16 protein-coding genes are annotated in these 15,500 nt (G+C 60.4%); 8 read left to right on the forward strand and 8 right to left on the reverse strand.

The features are described from left to right. Positions 1–26 precede the first annotated feature (26 nt). Positions 27–254 (forward strand): hypothetical protein, encoded by a 228-nt coding sequence (locus NW812_RS05400; protein WP_414394787.1) that lies wholly within the window; start codon positions 27–29, stop codon positions 252–254. A gap of 3 nt (positions 255–257) precedes the next feature. Next, positions 258–653, forward strand: a complete 396-nt coding sequence (locus NW812_RS05405) for a hypothetical protein (protein WP_414394789.1) — start codon at positions 258–260, stop codon at positions 651–653. Between the two features lie 23 nt (positions 654–676). On the opposite strand, the gene NW812_RS05410 is transcribed toward NW812_RS05405, so the two are convergent. The 3 genes from NW812_RS05410 to larE all read right to left on the reverse strand — a co-directional run bounded on the left by NW812_RS05410 (position 677) and on the right by larE (position 3,936). Further along, positions 677–958 (reverse strand): DUF1830 domain-containing protein, encoded by a 282-nt coding sequence (locus tag NW812_RS05410; protein WP_414394791.1) that lies wholly within the window; start codon positions 956–958, stop codon positions 677–679. A gap of 255 nt (positions 959–1,213) precedes the next feature. Beyond that, a complete protein-coding gene (locus NW812_RS05415) occupies positions 1,214–3,037 on the reverse strand; it encodes a DUF3769 domain-containing protein (protein ID WP_414394792.1) in 1,824 nt (607 codons plus the stop codon). Between the two features lie 23 nt (positions 3,038–3,060). After that, positions 3,061–3,936: an ATP-dependent sacrificial sulfur transferase LarE gene (larE, locus tag NW812_RS05420; RefSeq protein WP_414394794.1), complete on the reverse strand. Its 876-nt coding sequence runs from the start codon at positions 3,934–3,936 to the stop codon at positions 3,061–3,063. A 199-nt stretch (positions 3,937–4,135) separates the two neighbouring features. On the opposite strand from larE, the gene ebsA reads away from it, so the two are divergent. The 6 genes from ebsA (at position 4,136) to NW812_RS05450 (ending at position 10,307) form a co-directional block, all read left to right on the forward strand. Continuing rightward, positions 4,136–4,507 carry a type IV pilus biogenesis protein EbsA gene (ebsA, locus tag NW812_RS05425; protein WP_414394795.1) on the forward strand — a complete coding sequence of 124 codons (372 nt, stop codon included), beginning with the start codon at positions 4,136–4,138 and terminating at the stop codon, positions 4,505–4,507. Beyond that, the gene (gene cimA, locus NW812_RS05430) at positions 4,497–6,164 is read left to right on the forward strand and encodes a citramalate synthase (RefSeq protein WP_414394797.1); all 1,668 of its coding nucleotides are present in this window, start codon (positions 4,497–4,499) and stop codon (positions 6,162–6,164) included. The genes ebsA and cimA overlap by 11 nt, the downstream gene beginning before the upstream one ends. A gap of 19 nt (positions 6,165–6,183) precedes the next feature. Further along, on the forward strand, positions 6,184–6,840 hold the full coding sequence (gene coaE, locus NW812_RS05435; protein WP_414394798.1) for a dephospho-CoA kinase: 657 nt from the start codon (positions 6,184–6,186) through the stop codon (positions 6,838–6,840). A gap of 36 nt (positions 6,841–6,876) precedes the next feature. After that, positions 6,877–7,374 (forward strand): hypothetical protein, encoded by a 498-nt coding sequence (locus tag NW812_RS05440; protein ID WP_414394800.1) that lies wholly within the window; start codon positions 6,877–6,879, stop codon positions 7,372–7,374. Positions 7,375–7,460: 86 nt separating this feature from the next. Beyond that, on the forward strand, positions 7,461–9,500 hold the full coding sequence (locus NW812_RS05445; protein WP_414394819.1) for a DNA polymerase III subunit gamma/tau: 2,040 nt from the start codon (positions 7,461–7,463) through the stop codon (positions 9,498–9,500). Positions 9,501–9,758: 258 nt separating this feature from the next. Next, the gene (locus NW812_RS05450) at positions 9,759–10,307 is read left to right on the forward strand and encodes a hypothetical protein (RefSeq protein ID WP_414394802.1); all 549 of its coding nucleotides are present in this window, start codon (positions 9,759–9,761) and stop codon (positions 10,305–10,307) included. A 129-nt stretch (positions 10,308–10,436) separates the two neighbouring features. Here the strand turns inward: NW812_RS05450 and NW812_RS05455 are convergent, their stop codons facing one another. The 5 genes from NW812_RS05455 to NW812_RS05475 all read right to left on the reverse strand — a co-directional run bounded on the left by NW812_RS05455 (position 10,437) and on the right by NW812_RS05475 (position 15,400). Further along, complete coding sequence (locus NW812_RS05455; protein WP_414394804.1) at positions 10,437–12,050, reverse strand: cation:proton antiporter; 1,614 nt, start codon at positions 12,048–12,050, stop codon at positions 10,437–10,439. Between the two features lie 294 nt (positions 12,051–12,344). After that, positions 12,345–12,998 (reverse strand): guanylate kinase, encoded by a 654-nt coding sequence (gene gmk, locus NW812_RS05460; protein WP_414394806.1) that lies wholly within the window; start codon positions 12,996–12,998, stop codon positions 12,345–12,347. Positions 12,999–13,082: 84 nt separating this feature from the next. After that, the gene (gene remA / locus NW812_RS05465) at positions 13,083–13,352 is read right to left on the reverse strand and encodes an extracellular matrix/biofilm regulator RemA (RefSeq protein ID WP_414394807.1); all 270 of its coding nucleotides are present in this window, start codon (positions 13,350–13,352) and stop codon (positions 13,083–13,085) included. Between the two features lie 309 nt (positions 13,353–13,661). Beyond that, positions 13,662–14,129: a hypothetical protein gene (locus NW812_RS05470; RefSeq protein ID WP_414394809.1), complete on the reverse strand. Its 468-nt coding sequence runs from the start codon at positions 14,127–14,129 to the stop codon at positions 13,662–13,664. A gap of 59 nt (positions 14,130–14,188) precedes the next feature. Further along, entirely contained in the window at positions 14,189–15,400 is a 1,212-nt protein-coding gene (locus tag NW812_RS05475) for an acetate kinase (RefSeq protein ID WP_414394810.1), read from the reverse strand. Positions 15,401–15,500 lie beyond the last annotated feature (100 nt).

A 15,500-nucleotide genomic window follows, 5' to 3' on the forward strand; every position in this document is an offset into this window, starting at 1 on the left:
AGTATATCCAGTCGCTCTTTTTGCAGGTGCGGGCCCAACTGGTGATGGCTCTGCAGGTGTGCAGAGCTTTAATCGAGAATCCGCAAACCTCCGTAGCTCAGTACCTCAACCAAATCGTTGCCCGGGATCAGCAACTGGTGGAGCAGTTTGTCGCCAAAAACTTGACGGCTAACCGCTACGTAACCATGGCCCGCCACCTCTCGGCGCTGGAAGCAGGTCTGCAAGCTCGGATCGGCGCTCTGGCATCTTGCTAGCTTATGCTCAAGCCCTTGCTAAACGGAAACACGGCACGGCTGGCTCTCCTCCTGCTGGCTGGTGGGCTAGGCTTGTTGGGGTGCGGGGATCCGAATGTACCCCTGACGCAGCCGCCTCCCAACGCTTTTCGCGTCAGCACTCCCCGCCCGCCGCGCTTGGATCTTTACCCCACCCCACCACCCATGCCTACCCCTACGCCAACGCCGCTCCCTGGCCTTTTGGAGATCACGGCTCGCTGGCTGGGACTCCTGTGGCCGCCGCAACGGCGTGAGATCAGCCCGGTGCGGTTAAGCGCGCGTTTCCTGGATATCTCGTTGCCGCCCAAGCCTCGCCCCTCACCCCAACCCTCCCCTACCCCCACAGGGGAAGAGGAGAAGCGGCAAAGCCAAAAGCCCTAGGTTCTGCTCTGCGGCTTGGAGACCTACGCAACCACTGTCACCGGCTCCGTTTCTCGTACGCGCAGCTTTTCGCAGGGGATGGTATCCGTCAAGATGGAGCTGGCCATCATGCCCGTGTGGATCTCCAGCTTGGCTCCTGGTAGCGCCTCAAACAGCAACCGCTGCCCAGGAAATACCACCCGCTCAAAGTACCAGTTTTCGATATTTGTGATGCGAACCACTTGAATGGAGCTGGTTGCATTGATGTAGCTGCAGGTTATTCGCTCCGCTTGTTTTTTTGCCGGGATCGCATCGAGGGTTTGCATAATTAGCTCACTAGCTTGCCTTGCTCAGCCTGTCATCCAGGCTAGCACCGCTTGGAGATCACTGCAGTAGTCTGCGATACGGCGATCCCGATTGACAAAAATAAGTCCTATCTGTATTTTATCTTACCGTTTGATCCAATTTGATCCAAGACTCCCTTCGGAGGCAGGACGGATTTAGGCAGGGATCCCTTCTCGAAGCGGCGCAATTGCCATAGAAAACCCTTAGGTATTAGTAGTCGAGATTACACTTTGGAATCAGGGCCCATTGAGGCTCGAGCCGGTCGCTGAGCTTGGCTGAGGTGGGCTGGGATCCCAGTTCAGGCCTTCTACCCGTAGCTCCAGAGCCCCTGACTGGCGAACCGGGTTGTAGTGCAAGCTAAGACCGTAGGTGCGGCGGTCGTAACCCAGGCGATAGGTAAGGTCCACCTGCTGGCCTGACTGTAAGTCCAGGGTGGTTTCAGCCCCCACCCGCAGCGGGCCATACAGCTGTTGCAGGAAGCCTAAGACCAGCTGCTCCCGCGTGGTGATGCGGTCAAACAAAAAGGGCGAGGCTCCCGCCAAAAAACCGTTGGAGTAGGTTACCCTCAGGCTGGTGTAGTCGAAGGTATCGGCCACAAAAGCCCCGAGCACGGCGTCGAGGCCGATACTGCCAGCAGTGTAGCTTTGGGCGCGGCCATCGGAGTAAAACGACTGGCTGCTGCTGACGCCGGTGTTGAGCCAGATCCCCTGTTCAATGGGCAAAGCGGAAAAGCGGGGCGGCGGATCTGAGGTTGTCTTGGAGGGCCGCCAGAGGGGAAAAGAGCGAGTTAGGGTTGCTCCTAGTTGCAGCCGAGCAAGCTGGATGCGCTCGGTGGTTCTGGCCAGGGCCAGAGCGGGATCGGTGTCGATATTGCCAAGTTGTCCCAGGGCGTCGAGGTAGTCGGCGGCTATGCGGTAGCTGAAATCCAAGCCGGTGTTGCCAAGGCGAAGGGTGGGCGAGCTGTAGCTGGCGCCAAAGCGATTCTCCACAATCTGGAAACCCAGGCGCCCGCTGAAAAAACGCTCCCGATAGGCATAGGTGTAGGTGACTTGGCCGCCGTTGCCGGTGGTAACGCGGTGTTCGACCTGCGCCCGCAAGCGCCGGGCAAATTCCTCAAAGACGATCCCGCGGAGCTCGGCAAACAGCAAGGTTTGGGCACGCGGCTGCCGCCAGCGCAACTCCGCTCGCAGCCCGACTCCATCGCGGATTCCTTGGAGGCTCCCCCAGAGGCGTTGGGGATAGAGCTGCGGGGAAAACACCAAGCTGAGATGGGGCTCCTGCAGCAGCTCAATGTTGGCCTGCAGGATTAGGCCCCGCCGCAGTTCCTTCCGGTCGAAATCGTCGTAGAACAGGCTGACCGGAGGCTGGCGGTTCAAGGAGTCAAAGCGCAGCCGCAGGGGCAGGGGCAGAAAAAAGACTTGGTCGAAAGCCAATTGGCCAGCTTCGGCAATCAACAGGCTGGAACCATCCGCCTGCAAGGTAGAGGTCACCCGCGGGCTGCGGATCTCCAGCTCCGGCGGATCGAGGGGGTCATTGGTCAGCCGCACCTCTTCTCCTTCCCAGTTGTTGGCATCGAAGCGAATGCGGGTAGCGCGAAAGCGCACCAGCCGCTGAGGCGAGAGGGGCAGCGGAGAGCCGCTGGCCTGCAACTGGCCAATATCCACCTGCCCAAAAGCCTCTTCCAAAAAGCCCTGCTCCCGTTCAAAGTCGTACTCCAGCCGGGATCCCTGGATGCGCTGCTGATCCAACTCAATGGAGACGTTGCCCTCGGCCACGGCTCGCCGCTGCTGCAGCTCGATGCGCAGGCGGTCTGCCCGCAGCACCGAGCGGCCCAGCCGCATCTCCACGTTGCCCTCAGCCAGGAAAACCTGCGCCCGCTGGTCGAAGGTTTGACGGTCGGAGCGCAGCCGTAACGTGCGATCCGCAAGGGCGTCGAGGGCAGTCGTATCCCCCGCCTGGGCGGCCGCCACCTGGCCTTTCTCCCCCTGGGCTGAGGTAGGAGCAGCCGTTGCCAGACCAAGCACCCCCAAGCAAAGCCAGAGCCACCAAAACCCTTTCATGCTCCCCAAACCTGTGCAACGCTTCAGCCTAAGCTACCAGGTTGGGGAGGGTTGAGGGCGCGGTTGAGCTTGCCGCTGCGGTAGCCCTCCAGATCGAGGCTGACGTAGAGATAGCCGAACGATTGCAGGGTTTTAACCAGCGCTGCCAGGTCAGTTTTTTGCACGAACTCCAGGATCTGGTGGGGGGGCAGTTCAATGCGGGCAGTATCTTTTTCCGAGCGCACTCGCACCTCTCGCCAGCCCAAGCTGCGCAGATAGCGCTCAGCCAATCCCACCCGCCGCAGCTTCTCGGCAGTGATGACCTCGCCGTAGGGAAAGCGGGAACTGAGGCAGGGTTGGGCCGGCTTATCCCACCAGGGCAGACCCAAGTGGCGAGACAACTGCCGCACCTCCAGCTTGCTCATCCCCACCTCCGCCAAAGGGGATCGCACACCACGCTCCCGAGCTGCTTGCACCCCTGGCCGGTAGTCAGCCAGATCGTCGGCGTTGAGGCCATCGACCACGTGGTCGTATCCCTGAGTTTTAGCCAGCTGGAGCAGCGTGTCGTGCAAGTAACTTTTGCAGAAGTAACAGCGGTTAGGGGGATTGGCAGCATAGCGGGGATCTTGCAGCTCCTGGGTCTGGATGACCTGGTGGCGAATGCCGAGGTACTGGGCTTGCCAGATGGCCTCCTCCAGGTCTTCGGGCAAAAGCGCCGGGGAAGCGGCGGTAACGGCCAGAGCCCCCTCCCCCAAGTGATCCCAGGCCAGCTTGGCCACCAGGCTGCTATCGATCCCTCCCGAGTAGGCCACCACGACCCGCCCCATTTCGGCGAAGATCTGGACAAGCTGCTGAAACTTGTACTGTAGGACGGGGTCTAGCTCCAGCAAGGGGGTGGCAGAGCCAAGAGGTACGTCCATGAGGCTAGGGAGTCCGTAGGGTCTGGGCTAGAGCGGGGCAGATATTCCTCTTCCATTGTTTCCTAGAATTTTCTGACTTTCCAACGCTTCTGCCTCAAAGGCAAGGCAGTGAGCGGGCAATCTCTCTAGGCCAGTGGGCCACTGAGGCGGTAGGCTGGATGGCAGAGAGATCCTTGCTTCTTCTCTGGATCTTCTGCCCATGACTCTTCAGCTTGAACCTGCTAGCTCCGCAGAGGTGGCCCTCTATCAGCCCTATTACGCCGTCGCCCGCCGGCAGTACCTGCCGCTGGCGGTGGGTCTCTACAAAAAGGGCAGCCTAGAAGGGCAGCGGCCCATCGAAGGAGACAGGCCCGTCTCTTTCTTGGCCAGTTGGCCTGTATCGCCTCTGCCCTCTGATCTAACGGCAGTGCAGGTAATTTTCGATCAAGACCTGGAGCTAACCTATCAGGTCTCCCTAGCCAACTATGAGTTTGTGGACTACCTCATCGATGTGGTAGCGGCGGTGCAGCGGGGTCAGCCGCCGAGTTTCACCACCGCCTTTTACAAAAAGCTGATGCGGTATGAAGACTGACGCCAATTCTCCGGTTGCCGTCACCCTCTACGACACGACGCTGCGGGACGGGGCGCAGCGGGAGGGGTTGTCCCTGTCGGTGCAAGATAAGGTGCAAATTGCCAAGCTGCTGGATCGCCTGGGCATCCCTTTCATCGAAGGCGGTTGGCCAGGGGCCAATCCCAAAGACGTGCAATTTTTCTGGCAGATGCGGGAAGAGCCCCTGGAGCAGGCGGAGCTGGTGGCCTTTTGTTCCACTCGCAAGCCGGGGCGGCGGGCAGCCGAGGATCCCCTGCTGCAGGCCATCTTGGCAGCGGGCACCCGTTACGTGACGGTCTTTGGCAAGTCCTGGGATCTCCATGTTACGGAGGGGCTGGGCACCACCTTGGCCGAGAACCTGGCCATGATCCGCGACACCATCACCTACCTGCGCTCCCAGGGGCGGCGGGTGATCTACGATGCCGAGCACTGGTTTGACGCCTACCGCCACAACCCCGACTACGCCCTGCAAACCCTGGTGGCAGCAGCAGAGGCCGGGGCGGAGTGGCTGGTTCTCTGCGATACCAACGGCGGATCCCTGCCCCACGAGATTGCCGCCATCACGGCAGCCGTCTTGGCGGAATCCCATCACCTGGGGCATTTGCCTTTGGGGATCCACACCCACAACGACTCCGGCACGGCCGTGGCCAATGCTCTAGCGGCAGTCCAGGCGGGGGCGCGCATGGTGCAGGGCACCATTAACGGCTATGGGGAGCGCTGTGGCAACGCCGACCTGTGCAGCGTTATCCCCAACTTACAACTCAAGCTAGGCTACCGCTGTCTGCCCGAGGGAAAGCTGCAACACCTAACAGAGATCTCCCGCGCCATCAGTGAGGTGGTCAACCTGGCCCCGGACGACCATGCTCCTTTCGTGGGCCGATCCGCCTTTGCCCACAAGGGTGGGATCCACGTCAGCGCTGTTCAGAAGAACCCCCTGACCTACGAGCACATTGCCCCGGAGCAGGTGGGCAACTGCCGGCGCATCGTCGTTTCGGATCAGGCGGGGTTGAGCAATATCCTCAGCAAGGTGGCTGGCTTTGGGATCCGGCTGGACAAGTCGGATCCCCGGGCGCGCTTGATTTTGGAGCGGCTGAAAACTCTGGAGCTGCAGGGCTACCAGTTTGAGGCGGCCGAGGCCAGCTTTGAGCTGTTGGTGCGGGGCCTGTTGGGGCAGCGCTCCCACCCCTTTGAGGTGCTTAGCTTCCATGTCAGCGCCACCACTCGCTCGGACTGGAGCAGCAGAGACTGGGATCCCAGCGGTGAGGCAACCGAGGTGCAGTCCCTAGCAGCGGTGAAGATTGCCGTGCAGGGGCAGACGCGGGTAACAGCAGCCGAAGGCAATGGGCCGGTGGCGGCCCTGGATGGGGCGCTGCGCAAGGCCTTGCTGGAGTTTTACCCGCAACTGGAAGCCATTCACCTCACCGACTACAAGGTGCGGATTCTGGACGGCCAGGCGGGTACTTCTGCCAAAACGCGGGTGCTGGTGGAGTTTAGCGACGGCCATCGCCGCTGGACCACGGTAGGAGTTTCCACCAACATCATCGAAGCCTCCTGCCGGGCCTTGGTGGAAGGCTTTGAGTACAGCCTCCTGGCAAAACCTTGCTTTTCCCCACCCTCTGCCCAACTAGCCTCGCCTTGAAGGGAGTTCTTCAACTTCCATGAGAATTATTGGCCTGACGGGCGGCATTGCTACCGGCAAATCCACGGTAGCCCGCATCTTGGAACGCCAGGGGATCCCAGTGGCCGATGCGGATCAAATAGCCCGCCAGGCCTTGGCGCTGGGATCCCCCATCCGCGAGCGGGTCCTGCAGCGCTACGGCCAGGCCATTCAGGATCCCTCGGGAGAGCTGGATCGCCGAAAGTTGGGGCGGATTGTCTTTGCCGATGCCGCCGAGCGGGCCTGGCTAGAGGCGCAGATCCACCCGTTTGTCAAAGCGCGGCTGCGGGAGTTTCTCGAGTTCCACAGGGCGGCTGAGGCTCAGCCCAGTTGCCAACGGTCTCTAGGGAATGTCCCTCCAGCCCTCTGCCTCATGATCCCTCTCCTCTTTGAAGCGGGCATGGAAAACTGGGCCAGCGAGATCTGGGTGGTGATCTGTACCCCTGAGCAGCAGCGGCAGCGCCTGGCCTTGCGGGATCCCCTCCTGACACCGGCAGAAATCGAAGCTCGCCTGGCCAGCCAGTGGCCTTTGGCGGAGAAAGTCCGTCGGGCTGACGTGGTGCTGGACAATTCTGGATCCCTGGCGGACCTGGAAGCTCAGGTGCACCAAGCGTTGGCTTCCCAGCAACCTCTGGCCTCGCCCCAGCAGGCCGGCTAGAGTAGCGGATGGGGATGGTGGGTTGAGGGAGAGTCAATGCAAGCAACGACTGGCGGCAACAAGCCGGATAGCAGGGCAGAGTCCTGGTGGGCGCAAGCTTTGGCCGCGCGAGAGCAGGAAATCCAGGCTCTGAAGGAGCGTAACCGCCTGTTGCAAAGCCAGATTGACCTTTTGGAGTTGCGCCAAGAAAAGCAACGCCGACAGATTCGCAGCTACGAGGCCGAGATTGAGCAACTCTACCAAGAAAAGCAAGTGTTGGAGCAGATCCTCCAAGAGCTGCCGCAACTCTATCGGCGCAAGTTGCAGGCCCGCCTGCAGCCCATCCGCGAGCGCATCGCCGCCATTCAGGCAGAAAACCGCCGGCTTAAGCAGGAACTGTACCAGCTCAGCTACCGCCTGCAGGACATGGATCAATTGGATAAGCCAAGCTGGAAGCTGCCCCTGCCCCCTCTCCTTGGCCGGGGTCGCCGGGATCCCAAAGAGCCGCCAAAAGCTCTGCCGGTCCAGGAAGCCCCCTCTTCACCTCGCTCTTGAGAGTTCAGCAGCCAGAATAGGAGAGCATCTTGGCCGCACAAGCCCCAGGACGCGGCCGAGGCGCTGCCTACTTGGAGATCCGGGAAATGGCCGCCGCTGGCAGCTATGAGCCCCTGCACCTGAAATACCGCCCGCAGCGCTTTGCCGAGGTGGTGGGCCAAGGGGCAGTCGTGCAGACTTTGGCCAATGCCATTCGGCTGGGGCGGGTGGCGCCAGCTTATTTGTTCTGTGGGCCGCGGGGCACCGGAAAAACCTCCAGCGCCCGCATTCTGGCCAAGTCCTTAAATTGCGAGCAGGGGCCAACGCCGGATCCCTGTCAGGTGTGCAGCCAGTGCCGCGCCATCACCGCCGGCTCTTCTCTCGATGTGGTGGAGATCGACGCGGCCAGCAACACCGGTGTGGACAACATCCGCGAGCTGATCGAGCGGGCCCAGTTTGCGCCAGTAAATAGCCGCTACAAGGTCTATGTGGTTGACGAATGCCACATGCTCAGCAATGCGGCCTTCAATGCGTTGCTGAAGACTCTGGAGGAGCCGCCTCCCCGCGTGGTGTTTGTCCTAGCCACCACCGACCCCCAGCGGGTTCTGCCCACCATCGTTTCCCGCTGTCAGCGGTTTGACTTCCGCCGCATTCCTCTAGAGGAGATGGTGGCCCACCTAGGCAAAATTGCCGCCCAGGAAGGGATCCCCATTACACCAGAAGCCTTGCACCTAGTGGCCCAACTTGCCCAGGGCGGGCTAAGGGATGCCGAACGGCTATTGGATCAGCTCAGTTTGCTAGAGGGATCCATCACTCCAGAAGCGGTGTGGGACTTGGTGGGGGGGATCCCGGAACAGCAGCTTTTGGATTTGACCGATGCTCTGCTGGCTCAGAACGTAGAGGGGGTGCTGGCCCAAACGCGGCAATTGCTGGAGCGAGGCAAAGAGCCCCTGGTGGTGCTGCAGAGCCTGGCGGCTTTCTACCGGGATCTGCTCCTGGCCAAGACGGCCCCACAGCAACGGCAGCTGGCGGCTGTAACGGACCTCACCTGGGCAGCCCTGCAACAGCGGGCTCCTTGCTACTCGCTGGAGATGCTGCTAGCGGCCCAGAGCCACCTGCGCCACTGCGAACCCCAAATTCGCCAGAGCGGACAACCCCAGCTTTGGCTAGAAATTGCCCTTCTGGATCTGCTGGGCCAGCTGCGCCAGGGCGCCGTCCCGCTGCCGCCAATAGAGAGCAAGGGTGGCGAGCCGCTCTCCCCTGCCGATCCATTCCCTCCTCTCTCGCCTGGGGCTGTTGTCGGCCCCTCTGCTGCTGAGAGGAACCTCGATGGGAAAGTTGCCCAAGCTGCCCCAGCCCTCGAAGAGCCACTCGCGTCAGCAGGACAGAGCCCTCAGCTTGCCGCAACAGCCCTCCAGAAACCCCTTTCCCCTTCTCCCAACGCCTCCCCGCCGCCAACACCCGAGCCCAAAGCTCGCGATCCGGAGCCTGTCGCTTCCCCTGTCAAGCTGCTGCAGCCTCGCTGGGAGGAGTTCCTCAAGGGCCTCTCTCCCACTACCAGAGCCTTGTTGGGATCTGGTCAGTTGCAGCAAGAGACCCTCGTCCGCCTCAACGGGGCAGAGACTTTGGAGATCACTCTTGCTTTCCCCAGCAAGGGCCTGGTGGACAAGGTGCGCAGCAAAGAAGCCGAGGTGTGCTCCGCCCTTTACAACCTGCTGCAGCACCCGGTGCGGCTAAAGCTAGTGGTGCAGCGCCCGCCTCGACCGCGTGAGGGGCATGCTGGCCAAGCCTCGGCCCAGGATAAAGCTCCACAACCTCCGCTCTCTCCCTCAAAGCTGGGGAACAGCTCTCCTGCCTCAGATCCCCGTCAGGCGGAGCCCTCAAGCCCATCTCCCCCTCTCAAAAACACTGCTCCAGCCCCGCAAACAGCAAGGCCACCCTTCTACGACCTGACCCACGAGCTGGTGGAGGTGGCCCACCGCTTTGCCGAGCATTTCAGCGGCAGGCTGGTGGATTTGGAAGGGATCCTAGCCACACCCGAAGAGGTAGCGGCAGATCTGTCTGCCCTGGAGGGATCCTCCGACCTGCCCACTGCTGAGAGCTACGGCCTACCGACAGCCCAGGCCCCTCCGGAAGAGGATTTTTGAGGTAGGGGAGCGTGAGGGGCAGTAATCTCCACGGATCGCTTGGATCTCAGGGTATTGTCGGGTAGCTCCCGTGAGGGAGAGGGAAAGGATCATAACTGACTCTTGGGAAGAAGAAGCCGCCTTGAGCAACCTGTCAAATTGACTCCTGGATCCTTAGTCTTTTGGGTAGGACGGCGTTGAAGCTCTTGGCTTGTCTGGTTTGAATTAGGAGTAGGGGTAGCCTATCCCACTGCCCATCTAGGTTGAAGGAGCAAGGAAATGGCCCGCAAAAGGACGATTTTCAAGTTGGTTTGCTGTCTTCTGGGTGGCTGTTTGATCTTAGTGGCCATTGCGTTGGTAAGGTTAAAGGTAAGCAGACAAGCAGCCCTAAATGCTGAGTATCTTGTAGCCATTCCACCAGAAGTGGAGCAGGTTCGCTTTCAAGACGGTAAATATCAACGAGGTTCTAGCCCTTTCCAGGAAGGTTTTCTTGTAGCAAAGATTCTAAACATAAAACGTGCCGACCTTAACAATGACGGCTTCCGGGATACCATTGTAATTGCAGCCACAAATCAAGGAGGATCTGGATCCTGGATAAGCTTGTCAGGGTCGCTGGGCGGTGAAGAAAAAACCATCCTTATAGAGCCTGAGTTTCTTGGCGATAGGGTTGACGTTAGAAACATTTCAATTGAGCGCGGCTCTAAAGGAAAAGCTGCATTTTGCTTGGAAATGCTTGTTCATGGCCCTAACGATGCCAGGTGTTGCCCTACTCAGAAACAGAGGGCGTGCTTTACACTTGCCGGGAAGAGATGGATTCTTATTTCCTAATCCCTTTGGAGTTTCTGCCGACTGTCATCTCACAACTTTCTGGAGAGGATGTCGGTAGGAATTCTCTTGCTCGGGAGCTTGCTCTAGCTTTTGCTCAGAAATTGGCCCTCAGGAGGTGCTGCCAGCCAACTAGGAACTTCGAGTAAGCTCTACCAGAATGACTGGAATCGGACTGGTTTCCAACACGGCTTGGGAAGTGGATCCCACCAGCACTTGCTCCCAGCCGCGATGGCCCCGCTTGCCTATGACTATGTCGGTTACCTGCCGCTCTTGAGCTAGGGTTACGATGGTCTCTGCCAGGGGCCCCGAAGCCAAGCAAAACTGGTGGCGAATATCTGCCAACAAGCGCTGGGTAAGCTGCTGCAGCTCCTCTACTCCTTTCCCCTGCGGCTCGTCCGTTACATGCAGCACGATCACTTCCCCATCCACCCGACGCGCCAAGTCGGCCACCTTGCGCAGCACCGCCTCGGCTAAAGGTGAGGTGTCCACTGCTGCCAAAAAGCTAACCCTGCCCTGGCTGCCCACCTTGGTGGGATCCACCTCTCCCTTTTCCAACAGCCGAGGGGCACAAACCTGAGTTAGCCAAGCCCCTAGGGGTGCCGTGGTCAAAATCGACAAGGCCGCCAGAGCAAGGATCGTCTCCCCGCCAGGGATCCCCTGGGCCAAGGGAATGCCGCCGATGGCTGCCTGCACCGTTGCCTTGGCCATGTTACCCGGCAGCAAAAAGAGCCGCTCCCGCCAGTTCCAGTTACTTCCCAGGGTAGAAAGCCACCAACCCAGGCCCCGACCCAACAGCAGGCTCAGGGTCAGAAGCAACAAACCCGGCAGGATCAGGGATCCCAACACCTGCAGATCCAGGGAAGCTCCCAGGAGCACAAACAGCACGATCTCCGCCACTGTCCAGAGGGCGTCGAACCCAACCCGCAGCCGCCGCGCTAGCGGCCCATCCAGCTCGATGAGGAAAAACCCCATGGCCATCACCGCCAGGTAGCCAGAAAAATAGGGCCACACCTGCGGCGCCAGCACCAAGCCCAGCGCCAGGCAGGCTGCCAGCAACACCTCCTGCGTGCTATTGCGGGTCCAGTTCTGCTGCACCAAAAGCGCCACCAAAACCCGCGCCGCCAGGTAGCCGATGGCCACGCCCAGCAGGATCTCCATCCCCACCTGGAACGGCAGCCACTGCAGCGGCGACAGCTCCAAGCCCAACAGGCGAACGTTTTCTGTAGATCCCTGGCCCAAGAGGCTCAGCAACAAGCTAAAGCCCAGCAGCAGCAGTACATCGGAAAGAGCACTGCCGGTGAGAATGGCATCCGGGATCCCTTTGGCCACGCCCCAGCCCAGGCTTTTGAGGCGCAACATCCCCGGCACAATCACCGCTGGCGACTCTGCCCCAATCACACACCCCAAAAGCAGCCCCGTCTCCCAGTCCAGCCCTAGGATCCAGCGGCTCAAGAGCGCTACTGCCACCGCCTCACAGGCTGCCGGCAAAAACCCTAGCCGCAGCGCCACGGATCCCTGCTGGGCCAGCTTCTCGCGATCCAGCCCTAGGCCGGCTTTCATGAGGATGATCGCTACAGCCACCAGGCGCAGATCCCCGGCTGCTGCCAGCACCTCTGGAGACAAGACTTCCCTCAACAGGATCCCGACCAGAATCATCCCTAGCAGCGGCGGCATCCCCAATCGGCCCACGATCTGGCCGGCAAAAAAGCCCATCGCCAAAATCCACAACCAACTGCCCAGCATCAACAGAACCTCTCTCTGCCGTCTGGCACCAAGGCAGGCTTTGCCAAGCCAAACGTCCTACTGGCGCACCGCCTGATAGCAACTCCCGGCAAGGCAGGAATACAGCTCTCCTGCCGCCCCTGTCAAAGCCGAGCGCCACCGCTGTACCTCCTGCCAAGTTTGGGTTTTCGTCGAGGTTCTGTTTGAGGACAGCAGGACGTTGCGAGGGGATGGGTAAAGATTTGGCGGCTTCACTCCTAGGGCTGAGGCCTGCTTGCGCTTTTCGAATGTAGACCTTGGCTTGCGGCGGCTTAACTACGTCTGGTTCTTCCCCAGAGACGGGGGATAAAGTAAAGCTTCTAGCTCCTGCAAAGCTCGCTCTAGGTTGTCGTTAACAATCACGTAGTCGAATTCGTCTTTGGCCTCCAATTCCTTGCGAGCCTGCTGCAGGCGACGTTCAATGCTGTCTTCGGAATCTTGGCCGCGCTGGCGAATGCGGCGTTCAAGCTCTTCCAGAGAAGGAGGGGACAAGAAAATGCGAATGGCCTCTGGACACAGTTTTCTCACCTGGCGGGCTCCAGCCAGCTCAATTTCCAGCAGCACATCCTGTCCCTGGCTGAGTTTTTCAAAGACAATCTGGCGAGGGGTGCCGTAAAAGTTGCCTGCATACTGCGCCCACTCTAGCAACTCGCCGGCTTCAACAAGCCTGAGAAACTCCTCGCGAGTGCGAAAGTAGTAGTTGACACCTTCCTGTTCACCGGGACGAGGGGGACGGGTAGTGACCGAGACAGAAAGATACAGCTCAGGGTGGCGCTGGCGCAGGTGGCTGACCAAAGTTCCTTTGCCCACTCCACTGGGCCCCGTCAAAACCACTAGGCGACCGCGAGGAGTGAGAGATTGGGGTGCTCCTTGAGTCTGCCCAACCTCAGGGGAACCTGGCAAGGGGAGGACGGTAGGAGAGGCGGCCATAGCCATCGACAGAGGAAGGCTGGACGGTTGTTTGTTTGCTTTAGGATATCTTACTCCTCTCCTTGCAAGCTGCCTGTGAGGCTTTTACTCAAGTTCCTCCGGCACACCGACTTTGGCAGTAAGGAAGCGATTGGCAACGGTTTCCGGCTGGATAGCCGAGAGGATGACGTGTCCCGAGTCGGTGATGATGACAGCGCGGGTGCGGCGACCGTAGGTTGCGTCGATCAACTGGCCTCTTTCGCGGGCATCGCTGATGATGCGTTTGATGGGAGCTGACTCGGGACTAAGAATGGCAATCACACGCCCAGCGGCGACGATGTTGCCAAAGCCAATGTTGATTAGGCGAGTATCCATGGGTGGTGAGCCAATCTAGCACCTGTCCGGCCAGCAGCCTTCATTCAGGCTAGCAAGTCAAACTGCCGCCTAGCATTGACCAGCAAGGCCCTGCCCTGCAAAGGTTTCTGCTGGGACGGCAAGTTCTCTCAAGGTTGGGTGGGCTGTCGGTTGGTGGAGCTTGGCCAGGACTAGTTCCCTGCTTTGCGGCCCTCAGCCTTCTTCCAGCCGTTCTATGGCTCCTGGAAATTGTCCTCAGAGTAGTAAAGCCTCGTCAATGTCCGCAGCGGTGAGGCGCGGCGTTTTGCCTGGCAACCACTAGAGGCTGGATTAGAGCAGGCCGCTAAAGGTAAAGCTGCCGCTGCCCAGCCGCTCCTGGCGATCGAAAACGCTGATGGTAAGCTGATGGGATCCCGTCTGGGTGACGGTAAAGCGGTTTTGGGTCAGGGTAAGCCCTGTTACCGTACAGGCAGTGGCTCCGACGAAGCAGCCGGGCACTTGGGAAGCGTCGAAAGCTCCCAGGGGGATGAAGTTGCCTAGCGGGGTGGTGACGGTAGCCAAAAAAGCGTTGGATCCGCGGATCCCGGCAGGAGCCTCGACGCGGAAGGAGATGACAAAGGTGGGGGTCTGCCCTACAGGGACAGCACGCGGGGAAAGATCGGTGATGGTGAGGGAGGGAGGGGGTAGGGGAGGCGGTGGGGGCAGGGGGCTGCTGCCAGTCGTCTCCCCGCACCCTGCCAAAACAGCACCCAGGAGCAGCAGGGGGATCTGTCTGTCCATGCGCTGCGCAGGCTGCATAGGTTCTCCTTACCTTGAAGTTCAGGTTTAGGGCATCAGAAAACCTGGCTGGAAGCAGCTTATTCCCCTTGCAGGAGCCTTTGGCAGGCACTGGCAATGGCCCAGTCTTCCTGGGCTGAGATGACCAGGACCCGCACTGGCGCGTCGTGGGTGCTGATGTCGCAGTTGCGCGGGGATCCAGCATTGAGAACCGGGTCAATTTGAATCCCCAAAAAGCCCAGGTTGGCGCAGGCCGCTGCCCGTACTGGCGCCGCGTTTTCCCCGATGCCGCCAGAGAAGACCAACGCATCCAGCCGATCCAGGCTCATGAGCATGGCCCCGATCTGGCTGCGCAGGCGGTGGATAAAGAGGTTAAAGGCCAGCTCGGCACGGGCATGGCCTGCCTGCATGGCTTCCAGGATAACTCGCATGTCGCCGCTCAGGCCAGACACGCCCTTCAGGCCCGATTCCCGGTTCAAGATCCGGTCTAGCTCCTCCACACTCATCCCCCGGCGCAACTGATGGATCAAAATCCCCGGATCCACCGAGCCGGAGCGGGATCCCATCATCAAGCCCTCTAGGGGGGTATAGCCCATGGTGGTGTCGACGCTTCGGCCCCCGCGAATGGCTGCCAGGGAACAGCCATTGCCTAGGTGGCAGGTAATGAGCTGCAGCTCTTCCAGGGGGCGGCCCAGGATCTCAGCGGCGCGGCGGGCACAGTACTCGTGGTTGATGCCGTGGAAGCCGTAGCGGCGGATCCCTTGCTCGGCCCAGGCGTAGGGAAGAGGATAAAGGGCGGCTGCCGGGGGCATCTGCTGATGGAAGGCAGTGTCGAAGACCGCCACCTGCGGGATCCCGGGCAATAGCTGGCGCATGAGGCGAATGCCCTCAAGAGCAGGGGGGTTGTGAGCTGGGGCCAGGGGGCTTAGCTGTTCGATGGCCTGTTCCACCTCGGGTGTGATCAAGGTGGGCTGGTGGTAGAGGGATCCCCCATGCACCACCCGGTGGCCAATGGCTTTGATCTCAGTCGGCCCTGCCAGCAGGGATCCCTCCCCTTGCCAGAGGCTTTGAAAGAGAGGAGCCAAACCGCTAATGCCGGAGGGAGAGGAAAGGGCGGGAAAAGGCTCCCAGGGACCGCCCTGCCGTCGGACTTGAATCAGGGCCTGGTCGGGCTGGTAGGCAAAGTCCACCTGCGCCTGCCAAAGGGGGGTGGTCTCCACCGTACTCTCAACGGTTGCAAAGAGGGAGGATTTGAGGCTGCTGGAGCCGGCGTTGAGGACCAGGATGGGCACGGGATCCCTCCTTCTACCAAAAGGCGCCGTAAGGCCCCGCCTTTGAAGGTGGGGATGTAAGGCGCAGCATTTTATCCAAGGTTTCCCCTGATAAACTAGC

Origin of the sequence: Synechococcus sp. O70.2 (assembly GCF_047462135.1) — a bacterium.
Taxonomy (GTDB): Bacteria; Cyanobacteriota; Cyanobacteriia; order Thermostichales; family Thermostichaceae; genus Thermostichus.